The 15,996-nt window shown below is 69.3% G+C and carries 14 protein-coding genes and 2 tRNA genes; 4 read left to right on the top strand and 12 right to left on the bottom strand.

The annotated features are described in order from the left end of the window. Nucleotides 1-208 precede the first annotated feature (208 nt). From ndk to A6P39_RS27405, 4 genes are all read right to left on the bottom strand, one after another. Entirely contained in the window at nucleotides 209-622 is a 414-nt protein-coding gene (gene ndk, locus A6P39_RS27420) for a nucleoside-diphosphate kinase (protein WP_067039543.1), read from the bottom strand. Nucleotides 623-688: 66 nt separating this feature from the next. Beyond that, complete coding sequence (locus A6P39_RS27415; protein WP_067039537.1) at nucleotides 689-1,051, bottom strand: DUF4233 domain-containing protein; 363 nt, start codon at nucleotides 1,049-1,051, stop codon at nucleotides 689-691. Between the two features lie 11 nt (nucleotides 1,052-1,062). Further along, nucleotides 1,063-2,577 (bottom strand): bifunctional tetrahydrofolate synthase/dihydrofolate synthase, encoded by a 1,515-nt coding sequence (gene folC / locus A6P39_RS27410; RefSeq protein ID WP_067039534.1) that lies wholly within the window; start codon nucleotides 2,575-2,577, stop codon nucleotides 1,063-1,065. Between the two features lie 170 nt (nucleotides 2,578-2,747). Continuing rightward, complete coding sequence (locus tag A6P39_RS27405; RefSeq protein ID WP_067039532.1) at nucleotides 2,748-5,378, bottom strand: valine--tRNA ligase; 2,631 nt, start codon at nucleotides 5,376-5,378, stop codon at nucleotides 2,748-2,750. 137 nt (nucleotides 5,379-5,515) lie between these two features. Between A6P39_RS27405 and A6P39_RS27400 the strand changes: the two genes are divergently transcribed. Further along, nucleotides 5,516-6,511: a hypothetical protein gene (locus A6P39_RS27400; protein WP_067039529.1), complete on the top strand. Its 996-nt coding sequence runs from the start codon at nucleotides 5,516-5,518 to the stop codon at nucleotides 6,509-6,511. Between the two features lie 127 nt (nucleotides 6,512-6,638). On the opposite strand, the gene clpX is transcribed toward A6P39_RS27400, so the two are convergent. From clpX to A6P39_RS27375, 5 genes are all read right to left on the bottom strand, one after another. Continuing rightward, entirely contained in the window at nucleotides 6,639-7,925 is a 1,287-nt protein-coding gene (clpX, locus tag A6P39_RS27395; protein ID WP_067039526.1) for an ATP-dependent Clp protease ATP-binding subunit ClpX, read from the bottom strand. Between the two features lie 168 nt (nucleotides 7,926-8,093). Then, nucleotides 8,094-8,759 (bottom strand): ATP-dependent Clp protease proteolytic subunit, encoded by a 666-nt coding sequence (locus A6P39_RS27390; RefSeq protein WP_067039523.1) that lies wholly within the window; start codon nucleotides 8,757-8,759, stop codon nucleotides 8,094-8,096. Between the two features lie 69 nt (nucleotides 8,760-8,828). Next, nucleotides 8,829-9,434: an ATP-dependent Clp protease proteolytic subunit gene (locus A6P39_RS27385; RefSeq protein ID WP_067039520.1), complete on the bottom strand. Its 606-nt coding sequence runs from the start codon at nucleotides 9,432-9,434 to the stop codon at nucleotides 8,829-8,831. A 318-nt stretch (nucleotides 9,435-9,752) separates the two neighbouring features. Further along, on the bottom strand, nucleotides 9,753-11,141 hold the full coding sequence (tig, locus tag A6P39_RS27380) for a trigger factor (protein ID WP_067039517.1): 1,389 nt from the start codon (nucleotides 11,139-11,141) through the stop codon (nucleotides 9,753-9,755). 179 nt (nucleotides 11,142-11,320) lie between these two features. Continuing rightward, nucleotides 11,321-11,397: transfer RNA gene (locus tag A6P39_RS27375), tRNA-Pro, on the bottom strand. Between the two features lie 160 nt (nucleotides 11,398-11,557). Between A6P39_RS27375 and A6P39_RS27370 the strand changes: the two genes are divergently transcribed. Further along, nucleotides 11,558-11,631 (top strand) — tRNA-Gly (locus A6P39_RS27370). A gap of 104 nt (nucleotides 11,632-11,735) precedes the next feature. Here the strand turns inward: A6P39_RS27370 and A6P39_RS27365 are convergent. After that, nucleotides 11,736-11,930 carry a hypothetical protein gene (locus tag A6P39_RS27365; RefSeq protein WP_067039514.1) on the bottom strand — a complete coding sequence of 65 codons (195 nt, stop codon included), beginning with the start codon at nucleotides 11,928-11,930 and terminating at the stop codon, nucleotides 11,736-11,738. 530 nt (nucleotides 11,931-12,460) lie between these two features. On the opposite strand from A6P39_RS27365, the gene A6P39_RS27360 reads away from it, so the two are divergent. Next, nucleotides 12,461-13,516, top strand: coding sequence for an acyltransferase family protein (locus tag A6P39_RS27360; protein WP_234378723.1), 1,056 nt, complete (start codon nucleotides 12,461-12,463; stop codon nucleotides 13,514-13,516). A 32-nt stretch (nucleotides 13,517-13,548) separates the two neighbouring features. Here A6P39_RS27360 and A6P39_RS27355 read toward each other — a convergent pair whose 3' ends face one another. Further along, nucleotides 13,549-14,010, bottom strand: a complete 462-nt coding sequence (locus tag A6P39_RS27355) for an HD domain-containing protein (RefSeq protein WP_067039505.1) — start codon at nucleotides 14,008-14,010, stop codon at nucleotides 13,549-13,551. A gap of 85 nt (nucleotides 14,011-14,095) precedes the next feature. On the opposite strand from A6P39_RS27355, the gene A6P39_RS27350 reads away from it, so the two are divergent. Continuing rightward, nucleotides 14,096-14,755, top strand: coding sequence for a GNAT family N-acetyltransferase (locus A6P39_RS27350; RefSeq protein ID WP_067039503.1), 660 nt, complete (start codon nucleotides 14,096-14,098; stop codon nucleotides 14,753-14,755). A gap of 39 nt (nucleotides 14,756-14,794) precedes the next feature. Here A6P39_RS27350 and A6P39_RS27345 read toward each other — a convergent pair whose 3' ends face one another. Then, a complete protein-coding gene (locus A6P39_RS27345) occupies nucleotides 14,795-15,967 on the bottom strand; it encodes a PP2C family protein-serine/threonine phosphatase (protein ID WP_067039501.1) in 1,173 nt (390 codons plus the stop codon). Nucleotides 15,968-15,996: the final 29 nt, after the last annotated feature.

The following is a 15,996-nucleotide window of genomic DNA, read 5'->3' as shown; positions in this document are numbered from 1 at the left end:
TGCACGGCCACTGCGCGAGGGTCTCCGCCATTGTCACCAGATGGCGGCCCGCCCCGCTTGTGGAGACGGTCCATCGGAGGCACGCGTTCCCCCGATCGGCAAGGCATATGCCAAGGGACGGCCGAAATGTTCGGCCGCCCCAGGTCAGGCACCACGAGGGTGGAGCTGACGTCCCCTCAGAAAAATTACCGAAAAATCCGCGCGGGACTCACGCCCGGCCCGGGAAGAAGATCTTCACCTCGCGCTCGGCGGACTCCTCGGAGTCGGAGGCGTGGATCAGGTTCTCCCGGACGATCACGCCGTAGTCACCACGGATGGAGCCGGGCGCGGCGGCGATCGGGTCGGTCGGGCCGGCGAGCTGGCGCACGCCCTCGATGACCCGCTCGCCCTCGACGATCAGCGCGACGACGGGACCGGAGGACATGAACTCGACCAGCGGCTCGTAGAAGGGCTTGCCCACGTGCTCGCCGTAGTGCTGCTCCAGCGTGGCGCGCTCCAGCGTGCGCAGCTCCAGCGCGGTGATCTGCCAGCCGGCCTTGCGCTCGATACGGCTGATGATCTCGCCGGTCAGGCCACGCCGGACGGCGTCGGGCTTGAGCAGGACGAGGGTGCGCTGGCTCACGGGGGGACTCCTTACGCGACGGACGTGTGCGGTGGGACGAGGTTACAGGGCGTGTCGGGGCGTCCGTTACGCAGCGTCAGCCTGAGTGGAGGCCGACTCCGCTTGCGCGGCGAAGCGGGCCTTCGCCTCGTCCACCTTTCGCCCGAAGTGCACCGACGCCCACCACAGCGCCGCGAAGACCACGCCCAGGAAGTACATGAGGGGGACGAAGGCACCGGAGGCGATCAGCGCGATCTGCAGCACCCAGCCGAGGGCCACCCCGCCCGGGCGGGTCACCACGGCGCACATCAGCACGCACAGCAGCATCGCGACACCGCTGACCAGCCACACCGTCGAGGCGGACAGGGACGGATCCTTCATGGCGACGAGCCCGGCGAAGCCGATGATGAAGAACTCGCCGATCAAGGTCGAGGAGCACAGCGTACGCATCTTCGGGAGCCTCAGCCCTTCCCCAGCAGCAGCCGGGCCTCGCCGACTGTGATGACAGATCCAGTGACCAGCACGCCACCGCCCGCGAACTCGCCCTCCTCCTCGGCCAGCGTGATCGCGGCCTCCAGGGCGTCCGGCAGCCGCGGCTCGACCTGCACCCGCTCCTCGCCGAACACCTCGACGGCGATCGCGGCCAGCTCGTCCGCGTCCATGGCGCGATGACTGGAGTTCTGCGTGACGACGACCTCGGCGAAGATCGGCTCGAAGGCCTCCAGCAGCCCCCGCACGTTCTTGTCGCCGCTCGCGCCCACCACACCGATCAGCCGGGTGAAGTCGAACGCCTCGCGCACCGCCTCAGCCGTGGCCGCGGCACCCGCCGGGTTGTGCGCCGCGTCCAGCACGACGGTCGGGGAGCGCCGTACGACCTCCAGCCGGCCCGGCGAGGACACGGCCGCGAACGCCTTGCGGACGGTGTCGATGTCGAGCGGCTGCGCGCGCTGGGCGCCGACGCCGAAGAACGCCTCCACGGCGGCGAGCGCGACGGCCGCGTTGTGCGCCTGGTGGGCGCCGTGCAGCGGGAGATACACCTCGGGGTACTCACCGCCGAGGCCGCGCAGGGTGACCAGCTGCCCGCCGACGGCGACCTGCCGGGCCACGACCCCGAACTCCAGCCCCTCACGGGCCACCGTCGCGTCCACCTCGACGGCCTTCTTCAGCAGCACCTGCGCCGCGTCCACCGGCTGCTGCGACAGGATCACCGTCGCGTCCTGCTTGATGATCCCGCCCTTCTCGCCGGCGATCTCCGCGGGCGTCTCACCGAGCCGGTCGGTGTGGTCCAGGTCGATGGGGGTGATCACGGCGACGTCGCCGTCGATCACATTGGTGGCGTCCCAGGACCCGCCCATGCCGACCTCGACGACGGCGACGTCCACGGGGGCGTCCGCGAAGGCCGCGTAGGCCATGCCGGTGAGCACCTCGAAGAAGGACAGGCGGTACTCCTGCGCGGCGTCCACCATCTCGACGTACGGCTTGATGTCCTGGTACGTCTCGATGAACCGCTCGGCCGAGATCGGGGCGCCGTCCAGGCTGATCCGCTCGGTGACCGACTGCACGTGGGGGCTGGTGTAGCGGCCGGTGCGCAGTTCGAAGGCGCCGAGGAGGGCCTCGATCATGCGGGCGGTGGACGTCTTGCCGTTCGTACCCGTGATGTGGATCGAGGGGTACGACCGCTGCGGCTCGCCCAGCAGGTCCATCAGCGCGGCGATACGGCTGACCGACGGCTCCAGTTTGGTCTCGCCCCAGCGCGTGGCCAGCTCCGCCTCGACCTCGCGCAGGGCCTTGTCCACCTCCGGGTCCTCCGGCCGCCCGGGCACGTCGGCCTGCGGCTGCCCGCCCTGGGTGCGCAGGGTACGGCTGCCGGCCTCGATGACCGCGAGGTCGGGGTCGCGGGTGGTCTCGGCCTCGATGAGTTCGTCGAAGCTGTCGAGGGGGTCGGGGGTGTCGCTGGTGCCGGGGTGGTCGCTCACGGTGCCAGTCTACGGAGCGGAAGTGACAACGGGCCGGTTCGGGGTACGTGCTCGGCATCGCCGGGCGCGGGTGCGCCGTGGTTGCCCGCGCACCTCCGCGCGCCCCTGGCGGGGCGCTGAAAGGCCCCGGCGCCTCACATGCACCGGGGCCTTCGGTCACGCAGAACCGCTTACGCCTGCGGCAACCTGTCCAGCTGGGCCTGGATCCGCGTGATGTCCTCCTCCGCCTTCACCAGGCGGCCGCGGATCTTGTCCACCACGTTGTCCGGGGCCTTGGCCAGGAAGGCCTCGTTGCCGAGCTTGGCGTTGGCCTGGGCCTTCTCCTTCTCGGCCGCCGCCAGATCCTTCGCGAGGCGCTTGCGCTCGGCCGCCACGTCGATCGTGCCGGAGAGGTCCAGCGCGACCTCTGCGCCGGCGACCGGCAGGGTGGCCGTGGCCGTGAAGGACTCGCCCTCCGGCTGCAGGCGCAGGAGCTGGCGGATGGCGGCCTCGTGCGGAGCGAGAGCCGTGCCGTCCAGGGCCAGGCGGGCCGGGACCCGCTGGCCGGGCTGCAGGCCCTGGTCGGCGCGGAAGCGGCGGACCTCCGTGATGACCGACTGGAGCGTCTCGATCTCCTGCTCGGCCGCCGCGTCACGGAAGCCACTGTCCTTCGGCCAGTCGGCGATCACGACCGACTCGCCGCCCGTCAGGGTCGTCCAGAGGGTCTCCGTGACGAACGGGACGACCGGGTGGAGCAGCCTGAGGGTGACGTCCAGGACCTCGCCGAGGACCCGCTTGCTGACCTCGGCCGGCTCGCCGCCCGCCTGGAACGTCGTCTTGGACAGCTCGACGTACCAGTCGAAGACCTCGTCCCACGCGAAGTGGAAGAGGGCGTCCGACAGCTTGGCGAACTGGAAGTCGTCGTAGTACGCGTCGACTTCGGCGACGACGGAGTTGAGCCGGGAAAGGATCCAGCGGTCGGTCGCCGACATCTTCGACGCGTCCGGCAGCGGGCCGTCCACCGTCGCGCCGTTCATCAGCGCGAAGCGGGTGGCGTTCCAGATCTTGTTGGCGAAGTTGCGGGAGCCCTGGACCCAGTCCTCGCCGATCGGGACGTCGACACCGGGGTTCGCGCCACGGGCGAGCGTGAACCGGAGGGCGTCGCTGCCGTACTTGTCCATCCAGTCAAGGGGATTGACGGCATTCCCGAAGGACTTCGACATCTTCTTGCCGAACTGGTCGCGGACCATGCCGTGCAGGGCGATGGTGTGGAACGGCGGGGTGCCGTCCATCGCGTACAGGCCGAACATCATCATCCGGGCGACCCAGAAGAAGAGGATGTCGTAGCCGGTGACCAGGACGGAGTTCGGGTAGAACTTCGCGAGCGACTCGGTCTGTTCGGGCCAGCCGAGGGTCGAGAACGGCCACAGGCCGGAGGAGAACCAGGTGTCGAGGACGTCGGTGTCCTGCTTCCAGCCCTCCGCCTCGGTCCCGGGCGGCTCCTCGTCGGGCCCGACGCAGACGACTTCGCCCTCGGGGCCGTACCAGACCGGGATGCGGTGGCCCCACCACAGCTGGCGCGAGATGCACCAGTCGTGGAGGTTGTCGACCCAGTCGAAGTACCGCTTCTCCATCTCCTGCGGGTGGATCTTGACCTTGCCCTCGCGGACGGCGTCACCGGCCGCCTTCGCGAGCGGGCCGACCTTGACCCACCACTGCATCGACAGGCGCGGCTCGATGGTGGTCTTGCAGCGCGAGCAGTGGCCGACGGAGTGGACGTACGGCCGCTTCTCGGCGACGATCCGGCCCTCGGCGCGCAGCGCGGCGACGATGGCGGAGCGGGCCTCGAGCCGGTCCAGGCCCTGGAAGGGGCCGTGCGCGGTGATGACCGCGTGCTCGTCCATGATCGTGATGGACGGCAGGTCGTGGCGCTGGCCGATCTCGAAGTCGTTCGGGTCGTGGGCCGGGGTGACCTTGACGGCGCCGGTGCCGAACTCGGGGTCGACGTGGGTGTCCGCGACGACCGGGATGGAACGGTCGGTCAGCGGCAGCCTGATGAGCTTGCCGACGAGGTGCTTGTAGCGCTCGTCGTCCGGGTGGACGGCGACGGCCGTGTCACCGAGCATCGTCTCGGCACGGGTGGTGGCGACGACGACGGTGTCGTCCCCGTCGCCGTACTTCAGCGAGACCAGCTCGCCGTCGTCGTCCTGGTACTCCACCTCGATGTCCGAGATGGCCGTCAGACAGCGCGGGCACCAGTTGATGATGCGCTCGGCGCGGTAGATCAGCTCGTCGTCGTAGAGGCGCTTGAAGATGGTCTGGACGGCCTGGGAGAGCCCCTCGTCCATGGTGAACCGCTCACGCGACCAGGCGACGCCGTCACCGAGGCGGCGCATCTGCCCGCTGATCTGCCCGCCGGACTCGGCCTTCCACTGCCAGACGCGCTCGACGAAGGCTTCCCGTCCCAGGTCGTGCCGGGACTTTCCTTCCTTGCCCAGCTCGCGCTCGACGACGTTCTGCGTGGCGATGCCTGCGTGGTCCATGCCCGGCTGCCACAGCGTCTCGTAGCCCTGCATGCGCTTACGGCGCGTCAGCGCGTCGATGAGGGTGTGCTCGAAGGCGTGGCCCAGGTGCAGGCTGCCGGTGACGTTCGGCGGCGGGATCACGACGGTGTACGGCGGCTTGTCGCTCTTGGCGTCCGCCTCGAAGTAACCGCGCTCTACCCAGCGCTCGTACAGCGGCCGCTCTACATCGGCCGGCGCGTACTGGGTCGGCAGTTCGGAGTCGGGCGCGGGTGGCTGCTGCTGAGCGTTCTCGGTCACGGGGGTCAGTTTAGAGGTGTCACGGGGCGGTCCCGAAACGCGTTTGTTCTGTAACGGTGCGGCCCCCGGTGCCGTGCGGTTTCCGGGCCTGGTCCAGGATGTCAGGAACACATAAGCGTCCTAGGGGGAACCCAGAAATGAGCAACAACCAGCCGGGCCCGTACGGCCAGCCACCCCAGCAGCCGGGTCCGTACGGCCAGCCGGGACAGCCTGGTCCGTACGGTCAGCCGGGGCCCTACGGCCAGCCGGGCCAGCCGGGCCCGTACGGCCAGCAGCCGCAGGCTCCGCAGCCCGGCTACGGCTATCCCCAGCAGGCCCCGCCGGCCGCCCCGCCGCAGCCGGGCTACGGCTACCCGCAGCAGGGCGTGCCGCAGCAGCCGAACCCGTACGGCCAGCAGCCCGGCTACGGCCAGCAGCCCTACACCATGCCGCAGGCGCCGCAGCCGGCCGGCGGCAAGAAGAAGACGGGCCTGATCATCGCCGCGGTGGCCGTGGTGGCGGCCGTGGCGGTGGGTGCGTACTTCGCGTTCAGCGGGGGCGGTGGCACTTCCGTCGCGGACGACGGGCCGCACAAGCTGATCACGCCGGATTCGGTGATCAACGGGACCTACAAGAAGTCCGCTGACGGCAGTGACTCCTCGGTGAGCGACGAGGACATGGCCGACTTCAAGAAGGCCGGCGTCCAGAACGCACAGGGCGTCCAGGCCGGCTACAAGGCCGGTACCGGTCTCACCGCCCAGAGCCTGATGTTCGAGGGCGCGTACGGCACCATCAAGGACCCCGAGGCGGTCGTCGACGCGATGTTCGCCACGGCGAAGGCCAAGTCCGAGAAGAAGAGCGACGGGACCAGCGGGGGCAAAGGCACGCTCGTCGGCTCCCCGCAGCAGTTCACGCCGTCCGGCTTCAGCAACGGCGTCATGAAGTGTCAGGAAAGCCAGATCTCGACCCAGGGCGCCACGTCCGGCGCGCCGAAGACCATCACTGTGCCGGTCTGCATCTGGGGCGACCACAGCACCATGGCCATCATCTCGGCGTTCGACCTGGCCGGCATGGCCAGTGGCAAGGGAATGAGCATGCAGGACGTTGCAGACCTCGCGGCCAAGCTGCGCAACGACGTCCGCGTCAAGGCCTGACAGCGTCAACAGTGCAGGCACGGCCGCCACTTCGTAAGAGGTGGCGGCCGTGCCATGTCTTCGCCGAGTTCGAACAGAAGACGTGCGCCTGGTGGAGGTACTTCAGGCGCACGTCTCGCAGAGCTTCTTACGCCGACTTCTGCTCCCCGGACCCCCGTCCCCGCGAATCCCGCGGGATCAGGGTCGGGTTGACGTTGGAGAGGACCACGTCCGCCGTGATGACCACGCGGGCCACGTCCTTGCGGGACGGGACCTCGTACATCACGCCCTGGAGGACCTCCTCCATGATGGCGCGCAGGCCGCGGGCGCCGGTCTGGCGGAGGATGGCCTGGTCGGCGATGGCCTCGAGGGCCTCGCGCTCGAAGTCCAGCTCCACGCCGTCCAGTTCGAAGAGACGCTGGTACTGCTTCACGAGCGCGTTGCGGGGTTCCACCAGGATCTTCAGCAACGCCTCGCGGTCGAGGTTGTGGACCGAGGTGATCACGGGCAGACGGCCGATGAACTCGGGGATCATGCCGAACTTGACCAGGTCCTCCGGCATGACGTCCTCGAAGACGTCCTTGGCCTCCAGCTCGCGCTTGGAGAGGATCGTGGCGCCGAAGCCGATGCCCTTGGCGCCCGCCCGGGCCTCGATGATCTTCTCCAGGCCCGCGAAGGCACCGCCCACGATGAACAGGACGTTCGTCGTGTCGATCTGGATGAACTCCTGGTGCGGGTGCTTGCGGCCGCCCTGCGGCGGGACCGAGGCCGTGGTGCCTTCCAGGATCTTGAGCAGCGCCTGCTGGACGCCCTCGCCCGACACGTCACGGGTGATCGACGGGTTCTCGCTCTTCCTCGCGACCTTGTCGATCTCGTCGATGTAGATGATCCCGGTCTCGGCCTTCTTGACGTCGTAGTCCGCCGCCTGGATCAGCTTCAGGAGGATGTTCTCGACGTCCTCGCCGACGTAGCCCGCCTCCGTGAGCGCCGTCGCGTCCGCGATGGCGAACGGGACGTTCAGCATCCGCGCCAGGGTCTGTGCGAGGAGGGTCTTGCCGGAGCCCGTGGGGCCCAGCAGGAGGATGTTGGACTTCGCCAGCTCGATGGCGTCGTCACGGCCGCTCGCGCCGCCGTTCTCGCCCGCCTGGACCCGTTTGTAGTGGTTGTACACCGCGACGGACAGGGCCTTCTTGGCGGCCTCCTGGCCGACCACGTAGCCCTCGAGGAACTCGTAGATCTCGCGGGGCTTGGGCAGCTCCTCCCAGCGCACCTCGCTGGTCTCCGCGAGTTCCTCCTCGATGATCTCGTTGCAGAGATCGATGCACTCGTCGCAGATGTACACACCGGGCCCTGCGATGAGCTTCTTGACCTGCTTCTGGCTCTTGCCGCAGAACGAGCACTTGAGCAGATCGCCGCCGTCACCGATGCGTGCCACGGTGTGCTTCCCCTTCGCCTGGGAGACGCCTGGACACGTGGGTCCAGCGGCTCCTGGTGCTGCCTTATGTCGACGGTACCTTGCCGGGCCCCGTGTTCGGGCCCCCCTTGGCAGGGTTCACTTTGACGTGCACGGTGCCAAGAGGGGCAGAGAGCAAGCCGCTCCGCGTCAGCGGACCGAGCTGTTGTTCAGCTTGCGGGTGGAGATGATCTGGTCGACGAGGCCGTATTCCAGCGCCTCCTCGGCCGTGAGGATCTTGTCGCGCTCGATGTCCTCGCGGACCTTCTCGATCGGCTGGTTCGAGTGCTTCGCCAGCATGTTCTCCAGCTGCTCACGCATCCGGGTGAACTCGTTGGCGATGATCTCCAGGTCGGAGAGCTGGCCACGGCCGGTGGAGCCCGCCGGCTGGTGGATCAGGACGCGCGAGTTCGGCAGCGCCATGCGCTTGCCGGGGGTGCCGGCGGCGAGCAGGATGGCCGCGGCGGAGGCCGCCTGGCCCATGCAGACCGTCTGGATGTCGGGCTTCACGAACTGCATCGTGTCGTAGATCGCCGTGAGGGCGGTCATGTCGCCACCGGGGCTGTTGATGTAGATCGAGATGTCCCGGTCCGGGTCCATCGACTCCAGGCACAGCAGCTGCGCCATGACGTCGTTGGCGGAGGCGTCGTCGATCTGGACGCCCAGGAAGATCACGCGCTCCTCGAAGAGCTTCGCGTACGGGTCGTACTCGCGGATGCCCTGGGAGGTGCGCTCGACGAAACGCGGGACGACGTAGCGGCTGTCGGGGCGGGGCCCTTCGTACATGCCGCTGGCGGCGCCGTGGAAGTTGCTCATGGGGTGTTCACCGTCCTGGTGGCGTTCTGGGGGCTTCGGTCTCGGCGGTGCGTGGCGTGGCCTGGCCGGTCAGGCACCGGTGCCGCCGCCTCCCGGAACACCCGAGGCGTGCGTGATGATCTCGTCAATGAGACCGTACTCCTTGGCCTCTTCCGGGGTGAACCAGCGGTCGCGGTCGGCGTCACGGAGGATCGTCTCGACCGTCTGACCGGAGTGGAACGCGGTCAGCTCGGTCATGGTCTTCTTGGTGCGCAGCAGGTACTGGGCCTGGATCTTGATGTCCGAGACCGTACCGCCCAGGCCCGCGGAGCCCTGGTGCATCATGATGTCCGTGTGCGGCAGCGAGAACCGCTTGCCGGCCGTGCCGCCCGTGAGCAGGAACTGGCCCATCGAGGCCGCCATGCCCATGCCGATCGTCACCACGTCGTTCGGGATGTACTGCATGGTGTCGTAGATCGCCATGCCGGCCGTCACCGAGCCGCCGGGGCTGTTGATGTACAGGTAGATGTCCTTGTCGGGGTCGGCCGCAAGGAGCAGCAGCTGCGCGGTGATCTTGTTGGCGATGTCGTCGTCAACCTGCTGGCCGAGGAAGATGATCCGCTCGCCGAGCAGCCGGTTGTAGACCTGGTCGCCGAGGCCACCACCGATGGAAGGCTCGCCGGCGGCGGAGGGCATCAGATTCGTCACGTATCCACCTGCTCGTCTTACGACGGCGCCGGGCCGTCTCATTGTTCTGCCTTTCATGGACCCTAACGCGAGGGTCCCTTCGGGGAATCCCGCAGATGACGGTGTTCGCCGGGGGCGTAGCGCCGTCGGCACCGGGTGCGTCGCGGAGTGCGGCTGTGACGTGGCCTTTCGCGCGCAGGCGCCGGAGCCGCGCAGCGGCACGGCCCCGCGCCCCCGAGGCCGGCAGACCCTCTCGTACGGCGAACGGGCCCCGGGGAAAGTCCCCAGGGCCCGTCGTACGTGCCTCACAGGCGCCGCAGGGCCGGCTCAGCCCTCGGCGTTCTCCTCGGAGGTCTGCGACGCCTCGGAGGTCTCCGACGCCTCGGCGGCCTCGGTCTCCTCCTCCTCGTCCTCCAGGTCGACGATCTCGCCGTTGGTGTCCTTGACCGTGGCCTTCTCGACCACGACGGCCAGGGCCTTGCCGCGGGCGACCTCGCCGACCAGGAGCGGCACCTGGCCGCCCTCGACGACGGCCTGGGCGAACTGGTCGGGGGACATGCCGGAGGAGGCCGCGCGCCGCATGAGGTGCTCGGTCAGCTCCTCCTGGTTGACGTTGAGCTTCTCCTGCTTGACCAGCTCGTCGAGGACGAACTGGGTCTTGATGCCCTTGACCGCCGCCTCCCGGGTCTCGGTCTCGAACTCCTCGGCGGTCTTGCCCTGGATCTCCAGGTACTTCTCGAGGTCGAGGCCCATCTGGCCGAGCTGGTGGTGCTCCAGGTTGTGCTTGCGGGTGTTGATCTCGTCCTCGAGCAGCTTCTCGGGGACCGGGACCTCGACCAGCTCGAGGAGCTTGTCCAGGACGCGCTCCTGGGCCTGGGTGGCCTGGTCGAACTGCTTCATGTTGGCCAGGCGCTTGCGGCTGTCGGCCTTCAGCTCGTCCAGGGTGTCGAACTCGGAGGCGAGCTGCGCGAACTCGTCGTCCAGCTCAGGCAGTTCGCGGGCGGCGACCTGGGTGACCTTGACGGTGACCTCGGCCTCCCGGCCGGCCGCGGAGCCGCCCTTCAGCTCGGAGGTGAAGGTGCCCTCCTCGCCGGCGGACAGGCCCTTGACGGCGTCGTCGATGCCGTCCAGCAGTTCGCCGGAGCCGATCGTGTAGGAGACGCCGTTCGCGATGCCGTCCTCGAGGACCTCGCCGTCGACCTTGGCCTCCAGGTCGATGGTGACGACGTCGCCGTCCTCGGCGGCGCGCTCGACCGGGGAGGTGGAGGCGAAGCGCTCACGGAGCTGCTCGACCGACTTGTCGATGTCCTCGTCGGTGACCTCGACGGCGTCGACCTCGACCTCGATGCCCGAGTAGTCCGGGATCTCCAGGGCGGGGCGGACGTCGACCTCGGCGGTGAAGTTCAGCGTCTCGCCGTCCTTCAGCTCGGTGATGTCGACCTCGGGCTGGCCCAGCGGGCTCAGCTCGGCCTCGTTGACCGCCTCGGTGTAGAACTTCGGGAGCGCGTCGTTGACCGCCTCCTCCAGGACCGCACCGCGGCCGAACCGCTGGTCGATGACTCGGGCCGGGATCTTGCCCTTGCGGAAGCCCTTCACCGTGACCTGCTGGTTGATCTTCTTGTACGCCGCGTCGAGGCTGTCCTTGAGCTCCTCGAAGGGCACCTCGACAGTGAGCCGAACCCGGGTCGGGTTCAGGGTCTCCACGGCGCTCTTCACGGTTCGGTCTCCTTGTGGCTGACTTCTTGGTTTCTGCCGGAGCCAGACAGGTCCGGCGGACTTCGCCGCCCGGAGGAGTACGTAGGCCATGGGGGCCGGGACACACGGGCGCGCAGCTTGCATAGTAACCGCAGCCGGTCAGCGCCCCAAAAGGCGATCATCACGACGCCGTGAGCCGGTGGTCGGGGTGGCGGGATTTGAACCCACGGCCTTCCGCTCCCAAAGCGGACGCGCTACCAAGCTGCGCCACACCCCGTCTGGTGCGACACGTAGGGTACATGCCCCGGCCGATTACGTCGGCCGTATTCTCCGAGGCGGCGCGCGGGAGGCTTCCGGCGCGAACTCGTTGGCCTAGGCGCCGGGCGACCCGCTACGATGCGTGCAGTGCCGAGGTCACCGACCTGTGTCGCACTGCTGCGGGCGTAGCTCAATGGTAGAGCCCTAGTCTTCCAAACTAGCTACGCGGGTTCGATTCCCGTCGCCCGCTCCACGCACCGAAGGCCCGGAGAAGAGGACGTCCTCTTCTCCGGGCCTTCGGTCGTCCCGGGGACGGCGGGCCTTCGGCCGTCCCGGGGGCGGTCCGGCTTCGGCGGCTCAGAACTTGATCGAGTTGATCGAGTCCGCTATCGAGTTCAGGAAGCGGGTGATGGAGGGGGCCATGCCGGTCGAGGCGAGGAAGAAGCCGAAGAGTATGGCGACGATGGCCGGGCCCGCCTTGATGTTCCCCCCTCGGATCAGCACCACCAGGATGATCGCCAACAGCAGCACCACAGACAGTGAAATGGCCACAACTGATCACACCCTCGGTCGGTCCGCTCTCCCGGCCCGGAGGTACGGCCCGCACCCCCGCCAGAACCATCGTGCCACCAACCCGGCCCTCGTATGCGGCCCGTGACACAACGTCGGATGACGGTCCGGTGCAGGCGGCCCGCCGCACTGTAATTCGACCACGCCGTTCCGCGCGACTCCCGGCTGAATTGCGCGACTCCCTTTCCTTATCCACACATCCTGTGCGCAGGTAATTTGAATTGATGGCACAGAGATGCCGTATGCCCTATTTAGTAGGGATGAATCGGGACATCGAGGGGTGAAACGCTGGCCCTTGTGTGCACTCCACCACCTGGGCGGAGAGGGCGAGTTGGGAAAATCGGAGATGCTCCCGCCCTTAACCGGGAATATCTTGGAAGAGTTTTACGAAATCCCGGGACAACGCTAGGGTGCCTGAGATGTTTGACGCCGCCTCGTCCCCCGGCCAGAACCGCAGGCCGCTCCCCTCGGCGCAGTCGCCGGCGAACGGAGTGCCCAGTCCGCACACCCCGATGAGCGCGCAAGAGGGACCGGCGAAGGCGGACAGACCCGGCAGGCAGCGCGACGCGTTCTTCGACAACGCCAAGTACCTGGCGATCGTGCTCGTCGCGATGGGGCACTCGTGGGAGCCGCTGAAGGGTGACAGCCGGATCCTGGAAGGCCTGTACACGGTCGTGTACTGCTTCCACATGCCGGCGTTCATCATCATCTCCGGCTACTTCTCCCGCAGTTTCGACATGCGCCCGGACCGGCTGAAGCGGCTGGTCACCGGTGTCCTGGTGCCGTACGTCGTCTTCGAGACCGCCTATCCGCCGTTCAAGAACCTCGCCACGGGCTCGCACGAGGAGATCAGCCTCCTCGATCCCTGGTATCTGACCTGGTTCCTGTGCGCCCTGTTCGTCTGGCGGCTGACGACGCCGATCTGGCGGCTGGTGCGGTATCCGCTGCCGGTGGCCGTCGGTATCGCCATGCTGGCGAGCGTCACGCCGAGCATCGGTGACGATCTCGACCTCCAGCGCGTCCTGCAGTTCCTGCCGTACTTCGTGCTCGGCCTGAACATGAAGCCCGAGCACTTCCGGCTGGTGCGCCGCCGCTCGGTGCGGGCCGCGGCGGTGCCGGTGTTCGCCGTGGCGCTGCTGGTCGGCTGGTGGGCGGTGCCGCGCATGAACACCGCGTGGTTCTACCACCGTGACTCGGCGCAGGAGCTGGGCGTGCCCTGGTGGTGCGGCCCGGTGATGACGCTCGCGATGATGGGCTGCTCGCTGCTGCTGACCGCCTGCTTCTTCGCCTGGGTGCCGGGCCGCAGGACGTGGTTCACGGCGCTGGGCGCGGGCACCCTGTACGGCTATCTGCTGCACGGCTTCCTGGTGAAGTTCGCCGGCTACCGCGGCTGGTTCGACCACGCCTCGCTGCATCGCCCGCCGGGCGAGATCCTGGTGACCGTCCTCGCGGCCGCCGCGGTCACGCTGCTGTGCACCGGGCCCGTCCGGCGTGTCTTCCGCTTCGCGATGGAGCCGAAGATGGAGTGGGCGTTCCGGCAGGACGCGGCCGAGTCCGTCGGAGCCTAGGTCCCGGCCGGCGGACAGGCCCCAGGCGTGCTCTAAGCGCCGACGCCTCCGCCTTCCAGGCCGAGGAGTGCGCGCATTCCCGCGTACTTCTCCGTCAGTCGTTTCCGGGTCGGCTCGTCGAGGACCGCCAGCCGCCGCGGGTCGGCGTTGTGCGCCAGGTCGGCCTCCTTCACCAGGCGCGCGCCCGGCGTGGCGAGGATCCGCCGGGCGTACGCCGCGGGCTCCTCCCCCGGCCGCTTGGTGAGGGCGTCCACGATCGCCCTGGTGCGCGCGGTCAGCGCCGCCTGTCCGAGCCACTCCCAGGTGAGCGCGTCGTCCTCGACGGCGTCGTGCAGCCAGGCCGCCGCGATCTGTTCCGGGTCCCCGCCGCGGGCGCGCACGCCCTCGGCGACGGCGGCGAGGTGTTCGGCGTACGGCCGTCCCGCCTTGTCGGTCTGACCGTCATGGGCGGCACGGGCGAGGGCCTCGACCTCGGCGAGAGTGAGCTGCGTCATCGCCCCAGTGTCCCGTACCCGGCCCCAGTCCCGTGTGGTAATAATCAAACTACATCATCACCTATTACTCACTCGGGGAGGGACCGTGCCTTTCGGGAGCACTGCCGAGGCTGTACGCGCATGGGTCGACGGCTGGGTCGTATCGCGGGGGGCGGCCGAACCGACGCGTGAGCCCTGGGGTTTCACGGTCCAGGTCGGCCTGTCGAAGGAAGTGGCCCGGCACGTACTGACCGCCGCGGACGGGGCGACCGTCCGGAAACTGGCCGAGAGCAGCGTCGCCGGTGTCGCGCTGAAGGTCTTCGTGCCGGCGCGGACCCTGGCGGCGTGGCTCCCTGCGGGCTGGGGCCTGCTGGACGGGCACGCCGCCTTCATGGCAGCCTCCCTGGCCGACGTCGAGGCCACGCCCGGCCTCCCCGGCGGATACCGGCTGAGCAGCTGGAGCCGGGGCGGCGTCACCCGGGTGGTGGTGCGTGCCGCCGACGGGGCCTTCGCGGCCCGCGGGCAGATCGCCGTCACCGGTACGACGGCCGCCGTCGACCAGGTGGAGACCGCCCCGGCGCACCAGCGGCGCGGACTCGGGCGCGCGGTGCTCGGCACGCTGGCCGAGGCCGGGGCCGGCCAGGGGGCCCGGGCGGCCGTACTGGGCGCGACCGAGGAGGGCCGGGCCCTGTACGAGAGCGTGGGCTGGCGGGTTCTGGCCCCGCTGAGCGCCGCCATGCGGCACACGGAAGGGGGCGCCCCCTGAGGACCTCAGCGGGCGGGCGGGCTCAGCGGGCGCGCGGGCTCAGCGGGTGAGGCCCGATGCCTGGCGGCAGATCAGGAGCAGGGCGCGGTCGTCGTTGACGTCCCTCGCGACCGCCTCGATGAGATGCCAGGCGGCGCCGTGGAAGCCGCCGGCGACATAGCGGTCGGCCTCGCCGGTGAGGCGGTCCATGCCCTCGACGATGTCCCGGTCGGAGGTCTCCACCAGGCCGTCCGTGAACAGCATCAGCACATCCCCAGGCCGCAGCGAGCCCTTCACGGGGTCGAACTGCGCGCCGTCGTACACACCGAGCAGCGGGCCCTCGGCGGCCTTCTCCTCCCAGCGCCCGCTGCCCGCACTCAGCTGGAGCCCCGGCGGATGGCCCGCGGTGTACAGCTCGTAGTCCCCGGAGTCGAGGTCCAGGACGAGATGGATGGAGGTGGCGAAGCCCTCGTCCCAGTCCTGGCGGAGCAGATAGCCGTTCGCGGCCGGGAGGAAGGCGTGCGGGGGGAGGGAGCCCAGCAGGCCCCCGAAGGCGCCCGACAGCAGCAGGGCGCGTGATCCGGCGTCCATGCCCTTGCCGGACACGTCGGTGAGCACGACCTCCAGGGTGCGGCCGCCGTTCGTACGGGCCGCGACGACGAAGTCACCGGAGAAGGACTGGCCGCCGGCCGGCCGCAGCGCCATCTCCTGGTGCCAGCCCTGCGGCAGCTTCGGCAGCTTGCTCTGCACCCGGATCCGCTCGCGCAGGTCGAACAGCATGGTGCCGCCGCGCCGCCAGGGCACCCCGACCCGGCTGCGGAACTGGGCCGTGAGCAGCCCGAAGAAGCCGCAGGCGGCCACGACCAGGACCACACCGGGGGTGACCCGGCTCGGCCCCTCCGTGTAGGGGCCGAGCCGCACCGACTCCACGATCAGCGCGGTGGCGGCCGCCGCGTACAGGCCGAGCAGGCTCGCCGGGCGCAGCAGCAGGCCGCCGGCGACGATCGGCAGCACCAGGGTGGCCGGGGAGCACCACACCGAGTCGATGAGCGTCATGCCCGCGAGGAGAGGGACGGTGAGCAGCAGTCCGGCGAAGGCGACCCAGTCGGAGCCGTTGCCGCGGAAGTAGTCGACGGCGCTTCTGCGCAGGCCGGTGCGGACCCGGTGCCACTGCATCCGCCACCGGGCCGTGAACGTGTCGGCCTTCGCGCGCCGCTCTCGTCCTGCTGCCATTAGTTCGGGACCCTATCCATCGGACCGGC

It is taken from the genome of Streptomyces sp. FXJ1.172 (assembly GCF_001636945.3).
In the GTDB taxonomy this organism is placed as follows: Bacteria; Actinomycetota; Actinomycetes; order Streptomycetales; family Streptomycetaceae; genus Streptomyces.
The sequence above is the reverse complement of the archived record's forward strand: the minus strand, read 5'-3'. Positions and strand labels throughout refer to the sequence as shown.